Below are 22,899 nucleotides of genomic sequence, written 5' to 3' on the forward strand. Positions count from 1 at the left end.
CGTGCCGTTAAGGCACGGCAGTGAGTCAACAAAGAACCGGCTGTCCCCAGGGTCTTGCGTGAATGCCTTTTAACATCAGCACCCACGCAGCAATGATCGCCAACGCTAAGATGACAAACAGCGAGGACGGCGGCAGGCTGGTGAGCACTACGCCACTCACTAATGGGTTAATCGCTGCACCAAGCCAGCCTAAAGACTGGGCGGAAAAATAGCTGGCTTTCATCCCTGATGGTGCAATATGGTCAATCAACATATATTCGCCAGGGGCATAAATGATTTCGCCAAGAGTAAACACGGCGGCTGAAATTCCCCAAAGTAGCAGGCTGTTGCCCGAAAGGATAAACCCGACCAGACCGACGACAAAACAGAGAGTGCCGGCCGTCATTAGCGCGCGGATGTTGGTCGGATTAATGCGCCGGCCCACGGAATATTGCAACGTAACTACCATCGCAGCATTAACCGGAAGAACAACCGCGACCACCTTTTCGGCAAAATCACCATCAGCAATCACCATCACGTATTGTGAAATGCACGAGGCAAAAGCACCGCTCACGAAAGAGGCCAGAAAGGCTGAGCAGGTGAACCACAGCAGAGCTTTATCCTGTAACAAAACCTTTGGTGACCAGACGCTGCCCGTCTCTGTGGCGATGATTTTCTCGCTGCGTTTCACCCAAATTTGAATGAAAAGCACAGGAAACGCAGAACAGATGGCTGCCAGCCAAAAGGGCAGATTGATACTTTGCATTACTAACAGCGTGCCGAGCGGTGGGCCGATGGTCCAGCCAATGTTGAGCATGGTGTAGTTGATCGAGAAGATCTTCGTTTTACTGGCGGAGGAAAGATTATCGGCAAACCAGGCTTTCAACACGGTAGCAAAAACGGAATACGCACAGTTGATGAGCGCGAAGAACAGCACCACCAGCGTCACGTTGTCCACCAAGGGAATGGCGATAAAACCGCTGGCGAAGGCGGTAATTGCCAGTAACATATAACGTTTCTTGTCGAACTTATCCGCCAGAATGCCAAATCCAAGGCTGAAAACGACGCCGATAGTGAGCGCAATTGTCATCGCATAACCAATCAAATCGACACCCAGACCGTACTGGCGACTCAAATAAATGGTCATAAACGGCAGCGTAGCGCCGCGTCCGATGGTTAATAACAACGACGAGGCAAGAAGGGCGCTGGTAGAGCGTCGCAGAGATAAGTTCATTTGGCTGTCCGGCAGTGCGTTTCGTTATGTTTTGTTTTAGAGATGTAAAGAAATAGCATGGCAAAAATCCGAAGTATAGCGACTTATTTGCGCATTAATGCCGTCGTAAACGGTGACTAACGAATCAACTGTTAAAGAAAAGTAAATTCCGCTAAGTTGATTGCTTACAAAAGATGAAAATTCAGGGGCGGTAGAATGTCGCGAAAAGATGGGTTGTTGGCGCTACTGGTAGTGGTTGTGTGGGGGCTTAATTTTGTGGTCATCAAAGTGGGGCTTCATAATATGCCACCGCTGATGTTGGCCGGTTTGCGCTTTATGCTGGTAGCCTTCCCGGCAATCTTTTTTGTAGCACGACCGAAAGTACCGCTGAATTTGCTGCTGGGGTATGGTTTAACCATCAGTTTTGCGCAGTTTGCCTTTCTGTTCTGTGCCATTAACTTCGGTATGCCTGCAGGTCTTGCTTCGCTGGTTTTACAGGCTCAGGCGTTTTTTACGATTGTCCTCGGCGCGTTTACTTTCGGTGAACGACTACATGGCAAGCAACTGGCGGGGATTGCCTTAGCGATATTTGGCGTGCTGGTGTTGATTGAAGATAGCCTGAACGGTCAACATGTGGCGATGCTCGGTTTTATGCTGACCCTGGCGGCAGCATTTAGCTGGGCGTGTGGCAACATCTTCAATAAAAAGATCATGTCGCACTCATCGCGCCCGGCAGTGATGTCGCTGGTAGTGTGGAGCGCATTGATCCCGATTCTCCCGTTTTTTGTTGCCTCGCTCATTCTCGATGGTTCCGCAACAATGATTCACAGCCTGGTCACTATCGACGTGACCACCATTTTGTCTCTGATGTACCTGGCGTTTGTGGCGACAATTGTCGGCTATGGGATCTGGGGTACGCTGCTTGGGCGTTATGAAACCTGGCGCGTGGCACCGTTATCGTTACTTGTCCCGGTGGTCGGTCTGGCAAGTGCGGCGTTATTGTTAGATGAACGATTAACGGGTCTGCAATTCTTCGGTGCGGTGCTGATAATGGGCGGGCTGTATATCAATGTGTTTGGTTTGCGGTGGCGTAAAGCGGTGAAGGTGAGAAGTTAATAAGCCCCGAGATGTCGGGGCCAGAATTAACTACATGACGTGTTGATTATAATAGGGCACGCCCAGCGCATCCGACTTATCACTGCCTGTACCCATGTGATTTAAATCAAACGGTGGTTGTTCCTGCGATGGGGGAACAATCACTTCATCACCACAGGGAATAACCGTCGGCTGCGTGGTTTGTTCCGCAAAGCCTTGCGCAGAAAAGACAATAAGCGCGGTTATCATTGCGGATAAAAGTGGTTTCATGATTGCCTCAGTGACGTTGTCACGTTTCAACTAGCTATTGTAATGATTTAATGGATGTAAAAAGCGCGATTCGCCCTGAATATTAGCCATCCGGTATTTATGCGGCGGAACATCAAAGTAGTTTTTGAAGGTTCGGGTCAGCGTTTGCTGGGACTCGAAACCATAACGTTCTGACAGATAGAGTATCGGCTCGTTGCTTTCTTTCAGCTTTTGCGCGATTTCTGTCATCTTACGGCTGCGGATATATTGGCCTAATGAATGGCCGGTTTCTTTTTTAAACATCCGTTGCAGGTGCCATTTAGAGTAACCCGAACGCTCTGACACTTTCTCCAGTGACAGTGGCGATTCCAGGTTGTCCTCGATCCAGTCCAAAATGCTATGAATGGTAATAGCGTCAGTGTTGCGTCTGGACATCGTCATACCTCTTTTTTTGTTTACGGCAGGACTTTCTTAAGCAAATGCTCAAGCGTTGCCACTTCGTCCGCCGTCAGGTTTTTTGTTAATTCTTGATGCAGGTCCTGGCCAACTAATTGATGGCATTGTTCACATATCGCTGCGCCGCTGGTGGTGAGCTTTACCAGCACGCCGCGCTTGTCATTTGGGTTCGGCAACCGTTCTACCCAGCCTTTACAGACTAGGCGATCCAGCATACGGGTCAGTGCCCCAAGGTCGACCGACAACACTTTTTTCAGTTCAACCGGTGTAATGCACGCCGCGCAGCGGATAGAGCAGAGCACCTTAAACTGTGCCGCCGTGATATCCAGCGGAGACAGATAATCGTTAAGCAGACGGTCTTTCTTCTGATTAACCATATAGATTAAGCGACCCAAGGGGATGATTTCATTGAACAGGTCGCTGGTACTTTTCACAATGGTTGCCCTGGCAAGTAATTAGTTGCAGGGGATAATATTGCCCAGGCAAGTATATGTCAAATGAATGAATTGTCTGATGCCACGTTTTGCTAAATCGGTTCAAGTTTTGGTCAGTGCTATGCAAGATTAGTTAAAGAGTGAAACTTTCTCTTTGTTTTCCCTTTATACTTTTCGCTGATTACTCAGACACACAGGACAACAACCACCAATGTTAGATTTGTTTAAAGCAATTAGTCTGGGGCTGGTGGTGTTGCTGCCGTTAGCCAACCCATTAACGACAGTCGCGTTATTTCTTGGTCTGGCGGGCAACATGAACAGCGCCGAACGTAATCGCCAGTCGTTGATGGCCTCGGTATACGTATTTGCCATCATGATGGTGGCGTATTACGCCGGGCAACTGGTGATGGACACGTTCGGAATTTCGATTCCCGGTCTACGTATTGCCGGTGGTTTAATTGTCGCGTTTATCGGTTTCCGTATGCTCTTTCCTCAGCAAAAGGCAACGGATTCACCGGAAGCAAAAAGCAAATCAGAAGAACTGGAAGATGAACCCAGCGCCAATATTGCTTTTGTGCCACTGGCAATGCCAAGTACCGCCGGACCGGGAACCATTGCGATGATCATTAGCTCGGCGTCAACGGTGCGTCAGAGTTCAACCTTCGCGGACTGGGTTCTGATGGTTGCGCCGCCGCTGATCTTTTTCCTGGTGGCGGTCATTTTATGGGGAAGCCTGCGTAGCTCTGGTGCCATTATGCGGCTGGTGGGGAAAGGGGGAATTGAAGCAATCTCCCGCCTGATGGGCTTCTTGCTGGTTTGTATGGGCGTGCAGTTTATTATTAATGGCATCCTGGAAATTATTAAAACTTACCATTAAAAAAGACCCGAATGGGTCTGAGGCAGATGACAAATGCAACATTGCCTGATGCGCTACGTTTATCAGGCCTACGTAATCTCTGCAATGTATTGAGCTTGAGTGCTTTTGTATTTACCGACCCGAACAAAGCGGCCTGTTCGGGTCTTTAAACTACCGTGTTTGTTCTTCGAGTGTCACTGGCCAGCGGCGGAATATGATGATTGACCATATCAACGCGGCGAGTGCCGGAACTGCACCCACATAACCAATCATCGACATCGACCAGTGCAGACTTACCTGATTACCCACCAGTGCTCCGGCGCCAATGCCAATATTAAATATCCCGGAAAAGAGCGCCATCGCAACGTCGGTGGCATCCGGTGCCAGCGCCAGTACTTTAACCTGCATCCCAAGCCCGATGATCATCATCGCAATCCCCCAGAAAATGCTCAGCACGCCGAGGTGTATCTCACTACTTGCCGAAGGTAACAGAAGCGCCAGACACACCAGCAATAGCGCAATCGCCGCGCTGACCAGCACAGATGCGTACTGATTACCCAGCTTACCGAAAATCACGCTACCAATGATGCCTGCACCACCGAGCATCAATAGCAATGCTGTGGCAAAGTTGGCGCTGAACCCCGCAACGTTTTGCACAAAAGGTTCAATATAGCTGTATGCCGTGTAATGGGCGGTGACCACGACTACCGTCAGCAAATAAATGCTCATCAATGCCGGGCGACGAAACAGCAGCGGAAGACTTTTTAACGAACCAGAGTGCTCACTGGGCAGTAATGGAAGTAATTTGATCAGGCACAAAAGGGTGATAAGCGCCCCGATACCAATTGCGAAGAAGGTCATTCGCCAGCCGAAATACTGCCCCACAATGCGCCCGAGAGGTAAACCTAATACCATCGCCAGTGCTGTGCCGGTGGCAATTAAACTCAATGCCTGCGCTCGCTTCCCGGCTGGTGCCATACGGATTGCCAGAGACGCCGTAATCGACCAGAAAATAGCATGGGCGAAAGCCACACCAATACGACTGATCACCAGAACGGTAAAGCTCCACGATAAAAACGACAGTATGTGGCTGGCGATAAACACCACAAACAGACAGATCAGTAATTTGCGGCGTTCAACCTGGCTGGTCATTAGCATAAAAGGCAGTGACATTAGCGCCACTACCCACGCATAAATGGTCAACATGATACCGACTTGTGCGGTTTGCATATGAAAGCTTTGCGCAATATCAGAAAGCAAACCTACAGGCACAAATTCGGTGGTATTGAAGATGAAGGCGGCAACTGCCAGCGTAACGACCCGTAGCCACGCCACTTTGCGGGAAACAATATTTGTTGTCATAACCGATTATCGGATGAGTTGCGAAAAGGTAATGAAATGATCTTAAAACGGTTAATGATCTGAATACAACGGTTTTGTGATCTATGTCGCGTTTCGCCGATTCATGCTGTATCAACGGCAGCGTGAGTAGCAGGTACAACATTTAGTCTGGTACATCCAGCAGTTCAATAAACGCCTCAAGCGGACGCGTTTTCGCCCCGCGACGCCAGACCAGCCAGGTCGTTAACCAGCGCCATTTCTCAGCCAACGGCCACGCTTCAACCTGATGATGCCCGGGCATACTTTCCAGCATAGATCGTGGGATAAGCGCAATGCCCGCACCCGCGACCACACAGGCCAACATCCCGTGATACGATTCCATCTCATGAATAGTCCCCGGAGCTGCGCCGTCAGCATGAAACCAGCTCTCAAAATGACGGCGGTAAGAACAATTGGCGCGAAAGGCATAGATGTTGTAACCATTAGCCTGACTGGCGCGGGTTACTGGCGCATGTCCTTGTGGCGTGACGATCATCAGCTCTTCGCGATATACCGGTATCCCGTCGATGGCGGTATGGTTAATCGGCCCATCAATAAATGCCGCATTCAGTTTTCCTTCCAGTACGCCGTCCAGCATCGTGCCAGAAGGGCCGGTGGAAAGTGAAAACTGAATTTTGGGGTAACGGCGGTTAAATTCTGCCAGCGTTGCCGGAATACGCACTGCGGCGGTGCTTTCCAGCGATCCGAGAGAAAACAGACCTTGCGGCTCATCGCCAGCCACGACATTTCGCGCTTCATCCACCAGCGCGAGAATTTGTTGGCTGTAGCGTAAAAAGTTATGCCCGGCGGGAGAGAGCCGTAAACGCTGATTTTCGCGGATAAACAGCTCAACACCGAGCTCTGTTTCCAGTTGACGTATACGAGTCGTGAGATTCGACGGCACACGATGAACTTTAGCCGCAGCCTGGGTAATGCTGCCAGCCTCGGCAACTGCGTTGAACATCTCCAGTTGAGTCAGATCCATAGTATTCTCGATTTGTGAATAAGTGGCTTAATATTATTCATTTTTAAACAAGAGTAAATCTACGTATCTTCAAACCATAACTCATAAAGGAGATACCCCAATGACCATCACTCCGGCGACCCATGCCATTTCGATAAATCCAGCCAATGGTGAACAACTTTCTTCACTGCCCTGGGCTGGCGCTGACGATATTGAAAACGCTCTTCAGCTTGCAGTGGAAGGTTTTCGCTGCTGGCGCGAGACAAGCGTAGATTACCGGGCGGAAAAACTACGTGATATCGGTAAAGCTCTGCGCACTCGCAGCGAAGAGATGGCGCAAATGATCACCCGTGAAATGGGTAAACCCATCAAGCAGGCACGTGCCGAAGTGGCGAAATCGGCGAATTTGTGTGACTGGTATGCAGAGCATGGCCCGGCAATGCTGAAAGCGGAACCAACGCTGGTTGAGAATCAGCAGGCGGTTATTGAGTATCGACCGATGGGGACGATTCTGGCGGTTATGCCGTGGAACTTTCCTTTATGGCAGGTGATGCGTGGCGCTGTTCCCATCATTCTTGCAGGTAACGGTTACTTACTTAAGCACGCGCCGAATGTGATGGGCTGTGCTCAGCTCATTGCCCAGGTGTTTACAGATGCGGGTATCCCACAAGGCGTATATGGCTGGCTGAATGCTGACAACGATGGTGTCAGTCAGATGATTAAAGATTCACGTATTGCGGCGGTCACCGTAACCGGAAGTGTCCGTGCAGGAGCGGCTATTGGTGCACAGGCTGGTGCGGCACTGAAAAAATGCGTACTGGAGCTGGGCGGTTCAGATCCGTTTATTGTGCTTAACGATGCCGATCTGGAACTTGCGGTGAAAGCGGCGGTAGCCGGGCGTTACCAGAATACCGGACAGGTTTGTGCGGCGGCAAAACGCTTTATCATCGAAGAGGGGATTGCTTCGGCATTTACCGAGCGTTTTGTAGCGGCTGCGGCAGCGTTGAAAATGGGCGATCCCCGTGACGAAGAGAACGATCTTGGTCCGATGGCACGTTTTGACTTGCGTGATGAGTTGCATCATCAGGTGGAAAAAACCCTGGCGCAGGGCGCACGTCTGTTACTGGGTGGGGAAAAGATGGCTGGGGCAGGTAACTACTATCCGCCAACGGTTCTGGCAAATGTCACCCCAGAAATGACCGCGTTTCGGGAAGAAATGTTTGGCCCCGTTGCGGCAATCACCGTAGCGAGAGATGCAGAACATGCGCTGGAACTGGCTAATGACAGTGAGTTCGGCCTTTCTGCGACGATTTTTACTACTGACGAAACACAAGCCAGACAGATGGCGGCACGTCTGGAATGCGGCGGCGTGTTTATCAACGGTTTCTGTGCCAGCGACGCACGGGTTGCTTTTGGCGGTGTGAAGAAGAGCGGTTTTGGGCGTGAACTTTCTCATTTCGGCTTACATGAGTTCTGTAATATCCAGACGGTGTGGAAAGACCGGATCTGACGTCACATATTTAGCTCTGTTATACTCGCAGGTCTTTTCAGACCTGCGAGCAAGGAGCAGAGAGTGGCTGTCGCCATGGATAATGCAATTTTAGAGACCATTTTGCGGCAAGTGCGACCGCTGATCGGTCAGGGTAAAGTCGCTGATTATATTCCGGCACTGGCAACCGTTGATGGTTCCCGTCTGGGGATTGCTATCTGTACCGTTGATGGGCAGCTTTTCCAGGCCGGAGACGCGCAAGAACGTTTTTCCATTCAGTCTATTTCCAAAGTGCTGAGTCTCGTTGTCGCCATGCGTCATTACTCCGAAGAGGAAATCTGGCAACGCGTCGGCAAAGATCCGTCGGGATCTCCGTTCAATTCCTTAGTGCAACTGGAAATGGAGCAGGGCATTCCGCGTAATCCGTTTATTAATGCCGGTGCGCTGGTGGTCTGCGATATGCTGCAAGGGCGATTAAGCGCACCACGGCAACGTATGCTGGAAGTCGTGCGTGGCTTAAGCGGCGTGTCTGATATTGCCTACGATACGGTGGTTGCCCGCTCCGAGTTTGAACATTCCGCAAGAAATGCGGCGATCGCCTGGCTGATGAAGTCGTTTGGCAATTTCCATCATGATGTGACAACCGTTCTGCAAAACTACTTTCATTACTGTGCACTGAAAATGAGCTGCGTTGAGCTGGCGCGGACGTTTGTCTTTCTGGCGAATCAGGGAAAGGCTATTCATATCGATGAGCCCGTAGTGACGCCAATGCAGGCACGGCAAATTAACGCGCTGATGGCAACGAGCGGAATGTACCAGAACGCGGGGGAGTTTGCCTGGCGGGTAGGGCTTCCGGCGAAATCTGGCGTTGGCGGCGGTATTGTTGCGATCGTCCCGCATGAAATGGCTATTGCGGTATGGAGCCCGGAACTGGATGATGCAGGTAACTCGCTTGCCGGTATCGCAGTACTTGAACAATTGACGAAACAATTAGGACGCTCGGTTTATTAATGCAGTCACTTGATCCACTCTTCGCGCGTTTATCCCGCTCAAAATTTCGCTCTCGCTTTCGTCTGGGCGTCAAGGAGCGTCAGTATTGTCTGGAGAAGGGCGCGCCGGTTATTGAACAACATGCGGCAGATTTTGTCGCTAAGCGTCTTGCTCCGGCATTACCGGCGAACGACGGTAAGCAAACCCCCATGCGCGGGCATCCGGTGTTTATCGCTCAGCACGCTACCGCGACCTGTTGCCGTGGCTGTCTGGCTAAGTGGCATAACATTCCGCAGGGTGTTTCGTTAAGTGAGGAACAACAACGTTATATTGTGACGGTTATCTATCACTGGCTGGTTATTCAGATGAATCAGCCATAAGAATGGTGGTAAAAGCCAAAAGATCATCTGATTGATATCTTTCTTTGTCGCCGCTGTCAGCGAACATGCTATCCTTTATGAGAATTTACTTATTGCGTTGAGATAATTGCCACTCGCAATTGTATGGACAGATAATTAATGCATGTACACCCCATATCCACTTTCCGTTTGTTCCAGGAAGGTCATCTACTACGTAATAGCATTGCAATTTTTGCGCTAACGACGCTGTTCTATTTTATAGGTGCAGAGCTACGCCTGGTTCACGAACTTTCTCTTTTCTGGCCACTGAATGGCGTGATGGCAGGGGTATTTGCCCGCTACGTCTGGCTTAATCGTCTGCATTACTATGCCATCTGTTACGTGGCAATGCTGGTTTATGATGCCATGACCACCGAATGGGGGCTGGTTTCACTGGTTATCAATTTATCCAATATGATGTTTATCGTAACTGTCGCCCTACTGGTTATGCGGGATAAGCGTCTGGGGAAAAATAAGTACGAGCCAGTAAGCGCATTACGGTTATTTAATTATTGTCTGATTGCCGCTTTATTATGTGCCATCGTCGGGGCGATTGGTTCGGTCAGTATTGATAGTCTGGATTTCTGGCCTTTGCTTGCTGACTGGTTTAGTGAACAATTCTCAACAGGCGTGTTGATTGTTCCTTGTATGCTGACGCTGGCAATTCCTGGGGTATGGCCGCGCTTTAAAGCAGAGCAGATGATGCCAGTCATTGCGCTTATTGTGTCGGTTATTGCCTCGGTCGCCATTGGCGGAGCGGGGAGTCTGGCGTTCCCGCTGCCCGCATTAATCTGGTGTGCGGTGCGTTATACGCCACAGGTGACGTGTCTGCTGACTTTTATCACCGGAGCAGTGGAGATCGTACTGGTGGCAAATTCGGTAATTGATATCGCCGTCGGTTCGCCGTTCTCTATTCCGCAAATGTTCTCCGCACGTCTCGGCATAGCGACGATGGCGATTTGCCCAATTATGGTTTCCTTTAGCGTGGCAGCGATTAATTCGCTAATGAAGCAAGTTGCGCTGCGAGCCGATTTTGATTTTCTGACTCAGGTTTACTCACGATCCGGTCTTTATGAGGCGCTGAAAAGTCCATCGCTGCAACAGACACAATATCTGACCGTCATGCTGCTTGATATCGACTATTTCAAAAGCATTAACGATAACTATGGTCATGAGTGTGGCGATAAAGTGTTAAGCGTGTTTGCCCAGCATATTCAGAAAATTGTCGGCGATAAGGGGCTGGTGGCAAGAATGGGAGGCGAAGAGTTTGCCGTAGCCGTGCCTTCAATGAATCCCGTTGATGGTCTGCTGATGGCGGAGAAAATTCGTAAAGGCGTGGAACTGCAACCGTTCAACTGGCAACAAAAGACGCTTTATCTGACGGTTAGCATCGGCGTCGGTAGTGGGGATGCTTCATACCGCACACTAACCGATGACTTCAATAAATTGATGGTTGAAGCTGATACGTGTCTCTATCGGTCGAAGAAAGACGGGCGTAACCGCACCAGTACCATGCGTTATGGTGAGGAAGTTGTCTGACAGCTTTGTTATTTTGTCACGGTTTTAGCGTAATGTGTTCTACCACTCTGTTGACTGGAGAAAGAGGAGAATCCTCGATGGAACCATGATCCGCGCCACATTTTTATCTTAAACCTGCTAATTAATCATCACGAGTTGATCAAAACAGGGGTTCAGTGTATTAAAGTTTGCTAACCTGTCGTACCAATTCAAACAGGTTGTATGACTAATCAAAAGGGAACCCATTGTGAAAACACTAAATCGTCGCGATTTTCCCGGTGCACAGTATCCAGAACGAATCATTCAGTTTGGTGAAGGTAACTTTCTGCGCGCCTTTGTTGACTGGCAAATTGATCTCCTGAATGAACACACCGACCTGAATTCTGGCGTGGTCGTTGTTCGTCCGATTGAAACTTCATTCCCGCCGTCACTGAGCACGCAGGATGGTCTGTATACTACCATTATTCGTGGCCTGAATGAGAAGGGAGAAGCGGTCAGCGATGCGCGTCTGATTCGTTCTGTAAACCGTGAAATCAGCGTCTACGGTGACTACGATGAATTCCTGAAACTTGCGCATAATCCGGAAATGCGCTTCGTCTTTTCCAACACCACAGAAGCGGGTATTAGCTATCATGCGGGCGACAAATTTGATGATGCGCCAGCGGTAAGCTATCCGGCCAAACTGACGCGTCTGCTGTTCGAACGTTTCAGCCATTTCAACGGTGCGCCGGATAAAGGTTGGATCATCATTCCGTGCGAGCTGATCGACTACAACGGCGACGCGTTGCGTGAACTGGTGCTGCGCTACGCACAAGAATGGGCACTGCCAGAAGCATTTATTCAATGGCTGGATCAGGCTAACAGTTTCTGTTCTACGCTGGTGGACCGCATTGTTACCGGTTATCCGCGTGATGAAGTGGCTAAACTGGAAGCTGAACTCGGCTATCACGATGGTTTCCTCGACACCGCTGAACACTTTTACCTGTTTGTGATTCAGGGGCCGAAATCCTTAGCGACTGAACTGCGTCTGGATAAATATCCGCTTAACGTGCTGATTGTTGACGATATTAAACCGTATAAAGAGCGCAAAGTAGCAATCCTTAACGGTGCACATACCGCGCTGGTGCCAGTGGCGTTCCAGGCAGGGCTGGATACCGTCGGCGAAGCGATGAACGATGCTGAAATTTGCGCATTCGTTGAAAAAGCCATTTACGAAGAGATTATTCCGGTGCTGGATCTGCCACGTGATGAACTGGAATCTTTCGCCAGTGCCGTCACCGGGCGTTTCCGTAACCCGTACATTAAGCATCAGCTGCTGTCTATCGCGCTCAACGGTATGACCAAGTTCCGCACCCGCATCCTGCCGCAGTTGCTGGCAGGGCAGAAGGAAAACGGCACACTTCCGGCGCGCCTCACTTTCGCATTAGCGGCATTGATTGCGTTCTATCGCGGAGAGCGTAACGGAGAAACGTATCCGGTACAGGACGATGCGCACTGGCTGGAACGTTATCAACAACTCTGGAGCCAGCATCGTGACCGTGTTATCGGCACCCAGGAACTGGTTGCGATTGTGTTGGCAGAAAAAGATCACTGGGAGCAGGATCTGACGCAAGTGCCTGGTCTGGTCGAGCAGGTTGCTAATGACCTGGAAGCGATTCTGGAAAAAGGGATGCGCGAAGCTGTACGTCCGTTGTGCTGATCCTTGCATTATTTTGTATGCTGGATAAGGCCTATACACCGCATCCAGCATGATTTACCAACTAACTATATGGTTTCAGTTAGTTGTAGCCCTGATAAGCGTAGCGCATCAGACAATTAACGGCACAATCACTGAACCCGGTTTCGACCGGGTTTCTTAGCATTCCATATTAGTTACAACATCCTATATGCTTTAATATAAACAGGTGCCAAATGTAGCTCCTGTGAATGTTGTAGTCTTGTAGGTGATTTGTAATTAGGAACTTGAGAATGTGATCACAATCACGTTTAATAGGGCGACTTTTCCACGCCTGAAGATAATCATGATTGTTCGCCCACAACAACACTGGCTGCGCCGTATTTTTGTCTGGCACGGTTCAGTATTATCCAAAATATCATCGCGCTTGCTACTAAACTTTCTCTTTTCTATCACGGTTATTTTCATGCTGCCCTGGTATACGCATTTGGGCATCAAATTTACCCTCGCGCCGTTCAGCATTCTCGGGGTTGCTATCGCCATCTTTCTGGGGTTTCGTAATAACGCGGGGTACGCCCGTTATGTTGAAGCGCGCAAACTTTGGGGGCAGTTGATGATTGCCTCACGGTCGTTACTGCGTGAGGTAAAAACGACATTGCCTGATTCGGCAAGTGTAAAGGAGTTTGCCCGGCTACAAATCGCCTTCGCCCACTGTTTACGCATGACATTACGCAAACAGCCACAGGCGGAAGTGCTGGCACATTATCTTAATACTGGAGATCTTCAGCGAGTACTGGCTTCCAACTCTCCAGCTAACCGTATTTTATTGATAATGGGTGAGTGGTTAGCCGTTCAGCGGCGGAACGGGCTACTTTCTGACATTCTGTTTATTAGTCTGAACGATCGTCTTAATGATATTTCTGCGGTACTGGCAGGGTGCGAGCGTATTGCATATACACCAATTCCCTTTGCTTACACCCTGATTTTGCATCGCACCGTTTATCTTTTTTGCATCATGCTACCATTCGCCCTTGTGGTGGATCTGCATTACATGACGCCTTTTATCTCTGTGCTAATTTCCTACACCTTTATTTCGCTGGATTGTCTGGCGGAAGAGCTGGAAGATCCGTTCGGTACTGAAAACAATGATTTACCGTTGGATGCCATTTGCAACGCTATTGAAATTGACCTGTTACAGATGAACGACGAAACAGAAATTCCGCCGAAGATTCTTCCCGATCGCCATTACCAGCTGACGTAATAATTACTCCGTGCGCCGGGCAACAATAAACAGACGCGGAAATGCCAACAGTATCTGCCCGTTCTCCTGCAGTGGATACTGTTCTTCCAGCATCTGATGGTAGCGCGTAAGAAAATGCTGCTGCTCACTCTCCGTCAGATCCTGCAACCATGGGCGTAATCCGGTGGCTGTCACCCAGTCAATAATCGCCTGGTGCGACGGCATCTGGTGATAGTAGGTGGTTCGCCAGATATCAACCTCACATCCAGCTTCGCTCAGAATATCGTAGTAAGCATGAACGCCTGCCAGCGGTTCGCGTCCACGATCCGGATAATGCTGCTCCCAGGCGACTTCGCGCATTAATACATGCGTCGGCTCCAGCCAGTTGTCCGGCATTTGCACCGCCAGCACGCCATGCGGATTGAGTAACGATACCAGATGCGGAAACAGTTCATAGTGTTCGGGCAGCCATTGCAGTGAGGCATTGGCAAAAATCAGATCGAGTGCATGGTTCGGTTGCCAATTGCGGATGTCTGCTTCCACAAACTGACATTCTGGTAAAATTGCGCGCGCTTCGGCAATCATCGCCGGAGACGAATCAATGCCGGTAATTTTAGCCGTTGGCCAACGTTGATGTAGCAGGGCGGTGCTATTGCCTGGGCCACAGCCAAGATCAGCTATTTCCCTGGCGTTTTCCAGAGGGACTCTGGCAAGCAGTTCTACCGCCGGTCGTGACCGTTCGGCGTTGAAGTGCAGATATAAAGAGGGGTTCCAGTCAGCCATTTTTTTACTCCCGTCAGCGCATTATCCCAAGTGTAGATAAAACTGATGGATTCGCCTCACGTCATCAATCCATTGAACACGCGCTTTGTACGTGGCCTACGTGATTAACTCAAATGTAGCCAAGCGTAAATTTTAATTACAACCACTTTAAAACAAATAAAATCCATATATTAAGCTTTTTGTTGATTTTATATGAATCTATTAACATACAGAATATTCAATATCTAATTTTAATACTTGCCAGCTAAATATCCATGAAGGGAATAATTCCACAGTGGCTTTTTTTTGATATCCTTAGGGCAGGAGCCAGGTTTGAAGGAGTTTTTTGTGCAAAAATCATGGCATTTTGGACACTAACTCTATCGGATATAGAGATATAAAATATGACGAGAAAATTTGCATTCAACATTTTATACATCATTGATGTTTTAGGTGATGAAGATCTTGATTCCCCGAGTGACATCAAAATCAATAATAAGCCAGATGATATAACGCTTAAAAGTAATACCGCCTCAAAACTATTTAAATCCATATCAAGTCTGAAAGTGCCAATTCCTATTGTTTTTGTTAAGATACATAATATCCCCATGCTGAATTCTTTCTTTAAAGAACTGGAAAAAGGAGTCATAAAAAAAGGGTTAATTCCTATAGTGCATTTTGAGTGTCATGGTTCACCTGAGGAAGGGATGTTTTTCCCTGGAATTAAAAAGTATATCTCCTGGGGGGAGATGAATGATTTATTTTTAATGATAAACAAACATACAATGAACAACCTACTGGCCATTGTCGCGGGATGTGACAGTTTCAAATCAACAGAAAATATAAAGTTTGCAAAAGGAAGTCCTTATGGCTGCTATATTGGTGCAAACAAAGTTACTGACGCAAGTATAATTAGCAGGTTTAAAGATTTTTACCGTTATATCTTTTTATATAATGATTTCGATGGGGCTTGTGATCTTTTAGGTGCCGATTTTTCTATGGTTTTCTCATATGATATCTGTATGCAAAGCTTTTTACTTCCGTTGGTCTTGAGTTATTTCGGAAAAGATAAAAAAGAGTTTGTTGAGTATACAATCAACCGACTAATAGACAATGGACAACAGGGCTCTATAGGTGAAATAAGAAAATTAGCAAAATACAGGTTAAAACATATTGATAAGTATTATGAACGTTCTGGTGTTCAATTCTTACATGGGCAAAAGCCGCTTGCGTTTACGGAATTAAAGCGAATTGCACAGGAGCTTAAGGACAAACTTATTGACGAGGCTAAATTCAACCTCGAACTGAGGAATGCAATTAAATTGAAAAGAAATACAATTATGGGGAAGGGGGCTTGACCCTGAAAACACTGGATTTACTACTGTAGAATACCTGGTGTACATCAAGTCAGATGATATACACCAGGTGGCACAACTTACGAAGTGGTTATAATAATCAGCTTGCGCTCGTACCCGAATCAGACATGCAAACCTCGCTGGAGAGTTATTTAACAATGGGCATGTCTGCGAGAAGCTTAACAAAACGCTTCCTCACTTCCTGATAACCGTGGCTTTCATAAAACTTGTGTGCTCTGATTCTACGTTCACTGCTTGAAAGCTCAATTTGAGAACATCCCTTATCCAGTGCGATTTGCTCAGAGGCAATGAGAAGCTTCTTTCCGATACCTGTTCCTCGCGACGATTCATCTATGACCAGAGCTGAAATTAATGCCCACAAACCGTTTTCATGTACAGGGGTGATAAAATTCATCACAATAACCCCGCAGAGTTCCTTTTCTGCTTCAGCAACCAAAATACTAAGACTGGTATGCTTCTGGTTAATATGATTTTCTAAGCGTTCTACATCTGTCTGATAACCCAATTGCAGAAAGAGCTTTTGTAGAGATGGTATATCTTTTAATTCAGGGGTCCTGATTAAGACCATTGCCATAACCTTTGTCAGAAGAGTTAAGTAAAAATATCCCAATCTCTCTAAAGTTGCCAGGGTTGCTTTTCGCTGTGAATTCAACTGATGGACGCACAATGTTGCTGAATGAGCTCACCAGTACAAGCATGTCGATCCTTGGCTGCTGAATTTTGGGGGCGCGAAGCCTGCGTGGAACCAAACACGTCCTGTAAGAGCCTGAGTTGATTAACATCGGTCATTGAGAAAAACTCAGTTCCGAGTGTAGTTATGAGTCTCATCCTTTGAAAGCAGTGGTGAGACTGTAGCGCGGACATGGCTATATTTGCCAGAAATGGACATCTCAATTTAGCCTCTACAATCTATGTCAAAGCTAAGTTCAGATGTCCGGGGCAGGGTAAAGCTGAAATGTCCGCTGTGTGCCAGGAACGGACGTTGTTTTCCAACTATTACCCAGGCCTGCGAATCATCTCATCTTCATCCCTTAAATTCTCAATGTATCGATAACCGCTCGTAGAGCGGGTGACACATTTCTGTGCGGATAATAGATATATGAACCTTCCAGGCGTTGGCTGTAGCATTGCAAAACTCTGATCAGCGCCCCCTGTTCTATATCATCAGACACCAATTCCTCCGGAACATAAGCCAGTCCCAGACCTAGCCTCGCGGCTTTGGCTTCCATATAACTGTCAGCAAAGGCCCATTGTCCCTGAGGCTGATGGGTGATCTTTTTACCGTCCTGATTGAGTTCCCAGGCATACAGGCTGCCGTCGCCGAACTGGTAAGCGATGCAGGGATGACCCACTAAATCGGTGGGGGTTTGCGGAAATCCGTAGCGACGAAAGTGCTCGGGTGTGCCGACAACGGCCATCTCCATATCGGGCGAAATACGCACCGCGACCATACCGCTATCCACTTCCGAGCCCAGACGTATACCGGCATCGAAGCGTTCAGTAATAATATCGACAAACCGGCTTTCACTGATGAGCTCCAGCCGAATATCCGGGTAGCGTTGTTTAAACACCGCCAGCTTCGGCAGCAGTACTTTGTCAATGGCGTGCTGGCTGGCATTAATACGGACCGTACCCGATGGTGTATGGCGATAATGGGCCAGCGTGGCAAGCCCCATATCTAAGGCGTCAAATCCAGATTCGACGTTTTTATAGAGCAACTCGCCAGCATGGGTGAGCGATAGCTTGCGCGTGGTGCGTACCAGAAGCTGCACGCCCAGTCGTTCTTCCAGCTCGCGCACTGCACGGCTAATTCCTGACTGCGCCAGACCAAGCCTCTGTGCGGCGGCGGTAAAACTCCCTTCTCGCACGACCTGCATAAACAGATAGAGATCGTTATAGTTTTCCCTTTTCGCCATCATTCTTCCTCTGCTGCTGCATCACAATTCAGAACAATATGGTATTAATCTTAGCATTATTTACCCTCTAATCAGCACTATTAGTGCTAACTATAATATGCGCGTTGCAACAAAGCACGGCAGCGTTGGCCGTATGAAACCAGTATCTGGCACATTTTATGAAGGGGATTTTGATGACTGCTTTCACCCAAAAATTGACAGCTGCGATACCCGCCATGCTGTTATGCGCATCATTAAGTGGAGTCACAAAAATGAGTTACGCTGATACAACCAATCCGAACGCGCCCGTTTCGCTGGTTGAGAAATGGGATAAAACTTTTGCTGAGAGCACGAAAGTTGATCACCGTAAGGTGACCTTTCCGAACCGGTACGGGATCACCTTAGTCGGGGATCTCTACATACCGAAGGATCGTGGAGATCGCAAGCTGGCCGCTATTGCTGTTAGTGGCCCCTTCGGGGCGGTGGAAGAGCAATCCAGCGGCCTGTATGCGCAGACGCTGGCTGAACAGGGATTTGTCACTCTGGCTTTCGACCCTTCATACACGGGTGAAAGCGGCGGCTACCCGCGAAACGTCGCATCTCCGGATATCAACACCGAGGATTTCAGCGCGGCGGTTGATTTCTTAGGCCTGCAAAAAGAGGTGGATCGCAACCGTATCGGGTTGCTCGGTATCTGCGGATGGGGCGGCATGGCTTTAAACGACGCTGCGATGGACACGCGTGTCAAGGCGGTGGCGAGCAGCGTGATGTATGACATGAGCCGTGCAATGGGTCATGGCGTGGGCGATGGCAAAGACCGCTATACCACTGCCGATCGTCGTGCCGTATTGCAGTATCTGAACATGCAGCGCTGGAAGGATGCGGAAAATGGCGCTTTCGCGCCAGGCGGGCATGACATTTACGTTGATGAGAAGGGCAACGTCACCGCTTCCGATCGTATTTTACCGGAAACTCTGCCCACGAATCCTAATCCGGTATTGAAAGAGTTCTTTGATTATTACCGCATGCCGCGTGGTTTCCATGCGCGTTCGGTCAACTCAACCGGTGCCTGGAATGCAACCATGCCGCTGTCATTTATGAATATGCCGCTGCTGAGTTACGCTAATGAAGTTACTATCCCTACACTCATCGTGACCGGCGAAAAAGCCCATTCACGCTATTTTGCTGAAGATGCCTTTAACGCGATCGGCAGCAAAGAGAAAGAGTTAGTGATTGTTCCCGGGGCAAACCATGTTGATCTGTATGACAACGTTGCGGGTAAGATCCCATTTGCCAAATTTGAGCAATTTTTCAAGGCAAACTTAAGATAACCCGAAAGGTTTACCAGGCCACCTGTCGTAAACGGGTGGCTTTTAACTGCCTGATGTGATGCAGAATATGCCACATCGCCCTCTATTCTCACCCAACTATTATGTCGTTATTCCCTGAATAACTTCTGACCCGACTGCGCCTGAATCTGGCTGGTTCGATATTAAGGGATGCTAATAATGTTCACTATAAGTCTAAAACAATCATACGAAAAAACGCATGCATACTGGAGCGGCGTATTTGCCATGACGCTTTGCGTGTTTGTGCTGATCGCTTCTGAGTTTATGCCAGTCAGCCTGCTTACGCTCATTGCCCATGATTTACACGTTACCGAAGGGCTGGCAGGGCAAGGAATTGCTGTGTCTGGCGCGCTGGCGGTGCTTACCAGTCTGACTATCTCCCGTATTGTCGGAGACCTGAATCGAAAATATCTTCTGCTGGGGCTGACGGTCTTAATGGCCATATCGGGAATAGTTATCACCATAGCGCCTAACTATCCGGTTTATATGCTGGGGAGGGCTCTGATTGGCGTCGTCATCGGAGGATTCTGGTCAATGTCGGCTGCAACCGCCATTCGGCTCGTGCCGCAGCACCAGGTCCCCCGCGCACTGGCAATTTTTAACGGCGGCAACGCGCTGGCCACCGTTGTGGCTGCGCCGCTTGGTAGCTATCTGGGGACAACCATCGGTTGGCATGGCACCTTTTTATGTCTGGTCCCCCTTGCGATAGCTGCGTTCATCTGGCAATGGATCAGCCTGCCTTCGATGGAAAGCGATAAAACACATAAACCACAGGGGTCTGTGCTTCGTCTGTTCAGTGTCGCCATCGTACCAACGGGACTGCTGGCCTGTGGGCTCTTCTTTATGGGACAGTTTGCTTTATTTACCTACGTGCGCCCCTTTCTGGAAAGCGTCACCAGAGTGGGAGCTTCTGATCTTTCTCTGATTTTGCTCGCAATAGGTGTAGCAGGTTTTGTCGGCACAATGCTCGTCTCAACATTCCTGAACACCATATTTTATAAGACATTAATCATGATCCCGTTGCTTATGGCAGCGATTACCGGTGCGTTACTGCTGGTCGGACACCACATCTGGGCTGTTGCCGTTTTACTCAGCCTGTGGGGGCTACTTGCAACGGCTGCGCCAACGGGGTGGTGGACATGGATAGCACGTGCGTTACCCGAAGATGCAGAGACGGGGGGAGGCCTCATGGTTGCGGTGATTCAGCTATCTATTGCACTTGGTTCAACGGCTGGAGGTCTGGTATTCGACAGTCTGGGATGGAGAAGTGCTTTTGGTTTAAGTGGTTTGTTACTTCTGGGTGCGGTGGCGATGACATGGGTCACATCCCGTCAAAGTAGGAATGCGCAGTAGCGCAATCCTTTTATTTCTGGCGTACGCTCTTTAAGGCATACGGCTGAGGGGCTAATGACCGCTCCTCGCTCAAAGCGGACATTAATGTCTCTGGCAATTCAGTTCTGTGAAGGGTGGGATTATGTCAGCCTTCAGAGCTTCGTCATTTCCTTGTACCGAAAATTTCTTCAGAACGGGACTGTAACGTCTTCAACGCATCAAGCATATCGTCACCATTCAGTGAACGTTGCGATTTCTTTTCGCCTGGTTTTCTGGGCCATCACCGGCAGGGAGTGCCTGTGAACGGTTATTATCGCGTTTATCCTGAAACAGTTTGATAAATTCAAGGGTACGTCCGAGTCGTTTGTTGTCCACGATAGCCCCCTGGTCGATTTCCTGGAGCCGATCATAGGTGGAGTAGGGAAGAGCTTCACCGTTAAGGCAGAGTTCTTTACGACCTTCCGGGTAATGCCAGACCTCGATATATTTCCCGATAGCCCTGCGGCTTAACTCATCTCATTATCTTCAATCAGATAAAGTACTGCACCGTTAAAGATTTTGAAACACGTCGCAGTTCCCGCCATGTGAAAGATGCGGCTAGATCATCATCAGTTTCAAGTGGCCGGTGAACATCAAAGTCATGCCGAGGCGATTTCGCAAAGCGCCGGTTGTAATCATCATTTTCCGCACGGTCTCTTTTGAAATCCGGACACCGTATTCTGTGGTCAGAATTCGCCAGATTGCAGACGGATTCATCCCCCGACCACGTGTGCGAATAAACTGCAGGGTCTGGTCTCTGATGGCAGTGTTTAACTGATGGTTGCCGGGCTTTCCCCTGCGCTGGCTGACCAGACCGGCAGGTCCCAGCTCACGGTAACGTTTATTATCAATGTATTGCTGGGTGGCCATCATGTAGTCGAACGCATTTTCTGAATCACAGAATCGCAGGTGCATCAGACGACCGGTGGCGTCATCCATGAAGAGCTGAAGCACATGGAGATGGTGCAAGTTACAGGCAACTTGTAACCAAGATCAATGTTCTTGAATTTGATGTTGAAACTCCCCACACTCCAGTTTACGAAGAAGGGGATGTTTCAGCGATAAGATCTCTCATCAAAGCAGATAATGCTTTTATTCTTGGGTGCGCTGAACTGATCCGAGAAATTTCTGAAACAATTAGCAAGCAATGTCCTGACTCTTTTGTGTAGTTGAATAAAAAAGAGCAGGGGTCAGCGTTTTAGGCTGGCCCTGAATTCCTCGGGATTTGCCAAAACCGGGTTAATTGCCCTGAGTTGCTCCTGAACCCTGGCTTGTGCGCGTCGTTTAGGCATCTTTTTGCTCCGATCACGCTTACCATCGCGTTCGAGTTCATGCGTAACACCGGTCACCATTATTGACCCTGAAAATGCCGTGCTTATCACTGTAAAACGCCAGGGGTTTGCCGTGTTGCTCAAGATACTCACGAGTGGCCATCATGTAATCAAAGGCTGATTCAGTCTCACCAAAGCGCAGGTGCATCAGGCGGCCAGTAGCGTCATCAACAAAGACGAGCAGGCAGCATTTCGGCGCACGTCCTTCAAACCAGTCATGCGGGGAACCATCAATCTGAACAAGTTCTTCGAGGCAGTCACGCCGGTATCTGGGTTGATGAACACGTGGCTTGCGACGCGAGTATGGGACCCAGAGTCCATCAGCCGTCATCCATTTTCTGAGCGTTTCAACAGACACCGTGATGTTATGGCGTTCGCGCAATTTTTCTGCGGCAAGCGTTGGTCCAAAGTCACTGTAGTTATCGTGAAGTAAAGAAAGTACTCGCAACTTCAGTGACTCAGAAAGTCTGTGATTACCGGGGCGTCCTCGTCGAAGGTTTGCCAGACCTGCAGCACCAGATTCACGAAAGCGGTTCATCAAACGCTGAGTCTGACGTTCGGTCAGAGCAAGTTGGTGTGCAGCATCACGACGGCGCATGCGCTTTTCGACAACCGACTGAATGACATTAATCCTGTTCAGTTCTTTATCTGACATGGTCACTAGCATCCTGATGTCTCCACGGCAATAAGGTTCAATCCTTTATGCCAGAAAAAGTGACATCTCTAAATGATTAGAATATGGGAGCTACAACCTTGGTGCGCATAATGTATATTATGTTAAATACAAGATATCAACATACACCTGACCACCGTACCGACCTCATAGCTTTAATGTACATGCTCCCTCCCCATTACCCGACAGGCACTATGAATCGTTTT

21 protein-coding genes and 2 pseudogenes are annotated in these 22,899 nt (G+C 48.8%); 11 read left to right on the forward strand and 12 right to left on the reverse strand.

All coding sequences use genetic code 11. From position 1 onward, the window contains the following. Positions 1 to 25 precede the first annotated feature (25 nt). Positions 26 to 1,213: an efflux MFS transporter YdeE gene (gene ydeE, locus HEN21_RS01510; protein WP_001054149.1), complete on the reverse strand. Its 1,188-nt coding sequence runs from the start codon at positions 1,211 to 1,213 to the stop codon at positions 26 to 28. Between the two features lie 195 nt (positions 1,214 to 1,408). Between ydeE and eamA the strand changes: the two genes are divergently transcribed. Then, positions 1,409 to 2,308, forward strand: coding sequence for an O-acetylserine/cysteine exporter (gene eamA / locus HEN21_RS01515; protein WP_176252742.1), 900 nt, complete (start codon positions 1,409 to 1,411; stop codon positions 2,306 to 2,308). A gap of 30 nt (positions 2,309 to 2,338) precedes the next feature. On the opposite strand, the gene marB is transcribed toward eamA, so the two are convergent. From marB to marR, 3 genes are read right to left on the reverse strand one after another with little or no spacing between them, the layout of a single operon-like run. Then, positions 2,339 to 2,557 carry a multiple antibiotic resistance protein MarB gene (gene marB / locus HEN21_RS01520; RefSeq protein ID WP_176252741.1) on the reverse strand — a complete coding sequence of 73 codons (219 nt, stop codon included), beginning with the start codon at positions 2,555 to 2,557 and terminating at the stop codon, positions 2,339 to 2,341. Positions 2,558 to 2,587: 30 nt separating this feature from the next. Continuing rightward, positions 2,588 to 2,971 (reverse strand): MDR efflux pump AcrAB transcriptional activator MarA, encoded by a 384-nt coding sequence (gene marA, locus HEN21_RS01525; RefSeq protein ID WP_176252740.1) that lies wholly within the window; start codon positions 2,969 to 2,971, stop codon positions 2,588 to 2,590. Positions 2,972 to 2,991: 20 nt separating this feature from the next. Continuing rightward, the gene (gene marR / locus HEN21_RS01530; RefSeq protein ID WP_000843430.1) at positions 2,992 to 3,426 is read right to left on the reverse strand and encodes a multiple antibiotic resistance transcriptional regulator MarR; all 435 of its coding nucleotides are present in this window, start codon (positions 3,424 to 3,426) and stop codon (positions 2,992 to 2,994) included. Positions 3,427 to 3,637: 211 nt separating this feature from the next. On the opposite strand from marR, the gene marC reads away from it, so the two are divergent. Continuing rightward, the gene (marC, locus tag HEN21_RS01535) at positions 3,638 to 4,303 is read left to right on the forward strand and encodes an NAAT family transporter MarC (RefSeq protein WP_000885044.1); all 666 of its coding nucleotides are present in this window, start codon (positions 3,638 to 3,640) and stop codon (positions 4,301 to 4,303) included. 150 nt (positions 4,304 to 4,453) lie between these two features. Here marC and ydeA read toward each other — a convergent pair whose 3' ends face one another. Together ydeA and ptrR are read right to left on the reverse strand one after the other, a co-directional pair. Then, the gene (gene ydeA / locus HEN21_RS01540) at positions 4,454 to 5,644 is read right to left on the reverse strand and encodes an L-arabinose MFS transporter (RefSeq protein WP_000210463.1); all 1,191 of its coding nucleotides are present in this window, start codon (positions 5,642 to 5,644) and stop codon (positions 4,454 to 4,456) included. 142 nt (positions 5,645 to 5,786) lie between these two features. Further along, positions 5,787 to 6,647 (reverse strand): putrescine utilization regulator PtrR, encoded by an 861-nt coding sequence (gene ptrR / locus HEN21_RS01545; protein WP_176252739.1) that lies wholly within the window; start codon positions 6,645 to 6,647, stop codon positions 5,787 to 5,789. 100 nt (positions 6,648 to 6,747) lie between these two features. Between ptrR and sad the strand changes: the two genes are divergently transcribed. The 6 genes from sad (at position 6,748) to HEN21_RS01575 (ending at position 13,957) form a co-directional block, all read left to right on the forward strand. Next, positions 6,748 to 8,136 (forward strand): succinate-semialdehyde dehydrogenase, encoded by a 1,389-nt coding sequence (sad, locus tag HEN21_RS01550; RefSeq protein ID WP_176252738.1) that lies wholly within the window; start codon positions 6,748 to 6,750, stop codon positions 8,134 to 8,136. Between the two features lie 63 nt (positions 8,137 to 8,199). Then, positions 8,200 to 9,126: a glutaminase B gene (glsB, locus tag HEN21_RS01555; RefSeq protein WP_000257426.1), complete on the forward strand. Its 927-nt coding sequence runs from the start codon at positions 8,200 to 8,202 to the stop codon at positions 9,124 to 9,126. Then, positions 9,126 to 9,485 (forward strand): DUF4186 domain-containing protein, encoded by a 360-nt coding sequence (locus tag HEN21_RS01560; protein WP_001191034.1) that lies wholly within the window; start codon positions 9,126 to 9,128, stop codon positions 9,483 to 9,485. The genes glsB and HEN21_RS01560 overlap by 1 nt, the downstream gene beginning before the upstream one ends. A gap of 138 nt (positions 9,486 to 9,623) precedes the next feature. Next, positions 9,624 to 11,042 carry a GGDEF domain-containing protein gene (locus HEN21_RS01565; protein WP_000558028.1) on the forward strand — a complete coding sequence of 473 codons (1,419 nt, stop codon included), beginning with the start codon at positions 9,624 to 9,626 and terminating at the stop codon, positions 11,040 to 11,042. Between the two features lie 226 nt (positions 11,043 to 11,268). Beyond that, entirely contained in the window at positions 11,269 to 12,720 is a 1,452-nt protein-coding gene (gene uxaB / locus HEN21_RS01570; RefSeq protein ID WP_176252737.1) for a tagaturonate reductase, read from the forward strand. Between the two features lie 322 nt (positions 12,721 to 13,042). After that, positions 13,043 to 13,957: a bestrophin family protein gene (locus HEN21_RS01575; RefSeq protein WP_010356749.1), complete on the forward strand. Its 915-nt coding sequence runs from the start codon at positions 13,043 to 13,045 to the stop codon at positions 13,955 to 13,957. A 3-nt stretch (positions 13,958 to 13,960) separates the two neighbouring features. Here HEN21_RS01575 and tam read toward each other — a convergent pair whose 3' ends face one another. Beyond that, positions 13,961 to 14,719, reverse strand: coding sequence for a trans-aconitate 2-methyltransferase (tam, locus tag HEN21_RS01580; RefSeq protein ID WP_105284866.1), 759 nt, complete (start codon positions 14,717 to 14,719; stop codon positions 13,961 to 13,963). A 383-nt stretch (positions 14,720 to 15,102) separates the two neighbouring features. Between tam and HEN21_RS01585 the strand changes: the two genes are divergently transcribed. Then, positions 15,103 to 16,056, forward strand: coding sequence for a hypothetical protein (locus HEN21_RS01585; protein ID WP_176252736.1), 954 nt, complete (start codon positions 15,103 to 15,105; stop codon positions 16,054 to 16,056). A 145-nt stretch (positions 16,057 to 16,201) separates the two neighbouring features. Here HEN21_RS01585 and HEN21_RS01590 read toward each other — a convergent pair whose 3' ends face one another. Both HEN21_RS01590 and HEN21_RS01595 read right to left on the reverse strand, forming a co-directional pair. Continuing rightward, on the reverse strand, positions 16,202 to 16,642 hold the full coding sequence (locus HEN21_RS01590; protein WP_000243017.1) for a GNAT family N-acetyltransferase: 441 nt from the start codon (positions 16,640 to 16,642) through the stop codon (positions 16,202 to 16,204). A 463-nt stretch (positions 16,643 to 17,105) separates the two neighbouring features. Then, positions 17,106 to 17,990, reverse strand: coding sequence for a LysR family transcriptional regulator (locus HEN21_RS01595; protein WP_001119030.1), 885 nt, complete (start codon positions 17,988 to 17,990; stop codon positions 17,106 to 17,108). A gap of 173 nt (positions 17,991 to 18,163) precedes the next feature. On the opposite strand from HEN21_RS01595, the gene HEN21_RS01600 reads away from it, so the two are divergent. Together HEN21_RS01600 and HEN21_RS01605 are read left to right on the forward strand one after the other, a co-directional pair. Next, a complete protein-coding gene (locus HEN21_RS01600) occupies positions 18,164 to 19,300 on the forward strand; it encodes an alpha/beta hydrolase (protein WP_176252735.1) in 1,137 nt (378 codons plus the stop codon). A 177-nt stretch (positions 19,301 to 19,477) separates the two neighbouring features. Beyond that, positions 19,478 to 20,671 carry an MFS transporter gene (locus HEN21_RS01605; RefSeq protein WP_176252734.1) on the forward strand — a complete coding sequence of 398 codons (1,194 nt, stop codon included), beginning with the start codon at positions 19,478 to 19,480 and terminating at the stop codon, positions 20,669 to 20,671. Between the two features lie 142 nt (positions 20,672 to 20,813). Here the strand turns inward: HEN21_RS01605 and HEN21_RS23355 are convergent. The 3 genes and pseudogenes from HEN21_RS23355 to HEN21_RS01620 all read right to left on the reverse strand — a co-directional run. Further along, a pseudogene (locus HEN21_RS23355) lies at positions 20,814 to 21,326 on the reverse strand (ISNCY family transposase); the annotation flags it as partial. Then, positions 21,248 to 21,562: a helix-turn-helix domain-containing protein gene (locus HEN21_RS01615; protein WP_176241071.1), complete on the reverse strand. Its 315-nt coding sequence runs from the start codon at positions 21,560 to 21,562 to the stop codon at positions 21,248 to 21,250. The gene HEN21_RS01615 and the pseudogene HEN21_RS23355, both read right to left, overlap by 79 nt. A 468-nt stretch (positions 21,563 to 22,030) precedes the next feature. Beyond that, a pseudogene (locus tag HEN21_RS01620) lies at positions 22,031 to 22,675 on the reverse strand (ISNCY family transposase); the annotation flags it as partial. Positions 22,676 to 22,899: the final 224 nt, after the last annotated feature.

Origin of the sequence: Escherichia sp. 93.1518 (assembly GCF_013368915.2) — a bacterium.
Lineage (GTDB): Bacteria > Pseudomonadota > Gammaproteobacteria > Enterobacterales > Enterobacteriaceae > Escherichia > Escherichia ruysiae.

Bases quoted from the DNA above. Each gene is read 5' to 3' on its own strand.
- ydeA (WP_000210463.1), bottom strand. From the start codon at position 5,644: ATGACAACAAATATTGTTTCCCGCAAAGTGGCGTGGCTACGGGTCGTT.
- eamA (WP_176252742.1), top strand. From the start codon at position 1,409: ATGTCGCGAAAAGATGGGTTGTTGGCGCTACTGGTAGTGGTTGTGTGG.
- HEN21_RS01575 (WP_010356749.1), top strand. From the start codon at position 13,043: ATGATTGTTCGCCCACAACAACACTGGCTGCGCCGTATTTTTGTCTGG.
- marC (WP_000885044.1), top strand. From the start codon at position 3,638: ATGTTAGATTTGTTTAAAGCAATTAGTCTGGGGCTGGTGGTGTTGCTG.
- tam (WP_105284866.1), bottom strand. From the start codon at position 14,719: ATGGCTGACTGGAACCCCTCTTTATATCTGCACTTCAACGCCGAACGG.
- HEN21_RS01615 (WP_176241071.1), bottom strand. From the start codon at position 21,562: ATGATGGCCACCCAGCAATACATTGATAATAAACGTTACCGTGAGCTG.
- HEN21_RS01600 (WP_176252735.1), top strand. From the start codon at position 18,164: ATGACTGCTTTCACCCAAAAATTGACAGCTGCGATACCCGCCATGCTG.
- HEN21_RS01590 (WP_000243017.1), bottom strand. From the start codon at position 16,642: ATGGTCTTAATCAGGACCCCTGAATTAAAAGATATACCATCTCTACAA.
- marB (WP_176252741.1), bottom strand. From the start codon at position 2,557: ATGAAACCACTTTTATCCGCAATGATAACCGCGCTTATTGTCTTTTCT.
- HEN21_RS01595 (WP_001119030.1), bottom strand. From the start codon at position 17,990: ATGGCGAAAAGGGAAAACTATAACGATCTCTATCTGTTTATGCAGGTC.
- marA (WP_176252740.1), bottom strand. From the start codon at position 2,971: ATGTCCAGACGCAACACTGACGCTATTACCATTCATAGCATTTTGGAC.
- sad (WP_176252738.1), top strand. From the start codon at position 6,748: ATGACCATCACTCCGGCGACCCATGCCATTTCGATAAATCCAGCCAAT.
- HEN21_RS01605 (WP_176252734.1), top strand. From the start codon at position 19,478: ATGTTCACTATAAGTCTAAAACAATCATACGAAAAAACGCATGCATAC.
- ptrR (WP_176252739.1), bottom strand. From the start codon at position 6,647: ATGGATCTGACTCAACTGGAGATGTTCAACGCAGTTGCCGAGGCTGGC.
- HEN21_RS01585 (WP_176252736.1), top strand. From the start codon at position 15,103: ATGACGAGAAAATTTGCATTCAACATTTTATACATCATTGATGTTTTA.
- HEN21_RS01565 (WP_000558028.1), top strand. From the start codon at position 9,624: ATGCATGTACACCCCATATCCACTTTCCGTTTGTTCCAGGAAGGTCAT.
- HEN21_RS01560 (WP_001191034.1), top strand. From the start codon at position 9,126: ATGCAGTCACTTGATCCACTCTTCGCGCGTTTATCCCGCTCAAAATTT.
- ydeE (WP_001054149.1), bottom strand. From the start codon at position 1,213: ATGAACTTATCTCTGCGACGCTCTACCAGCGCCCTTCTTGCCTCGTCG.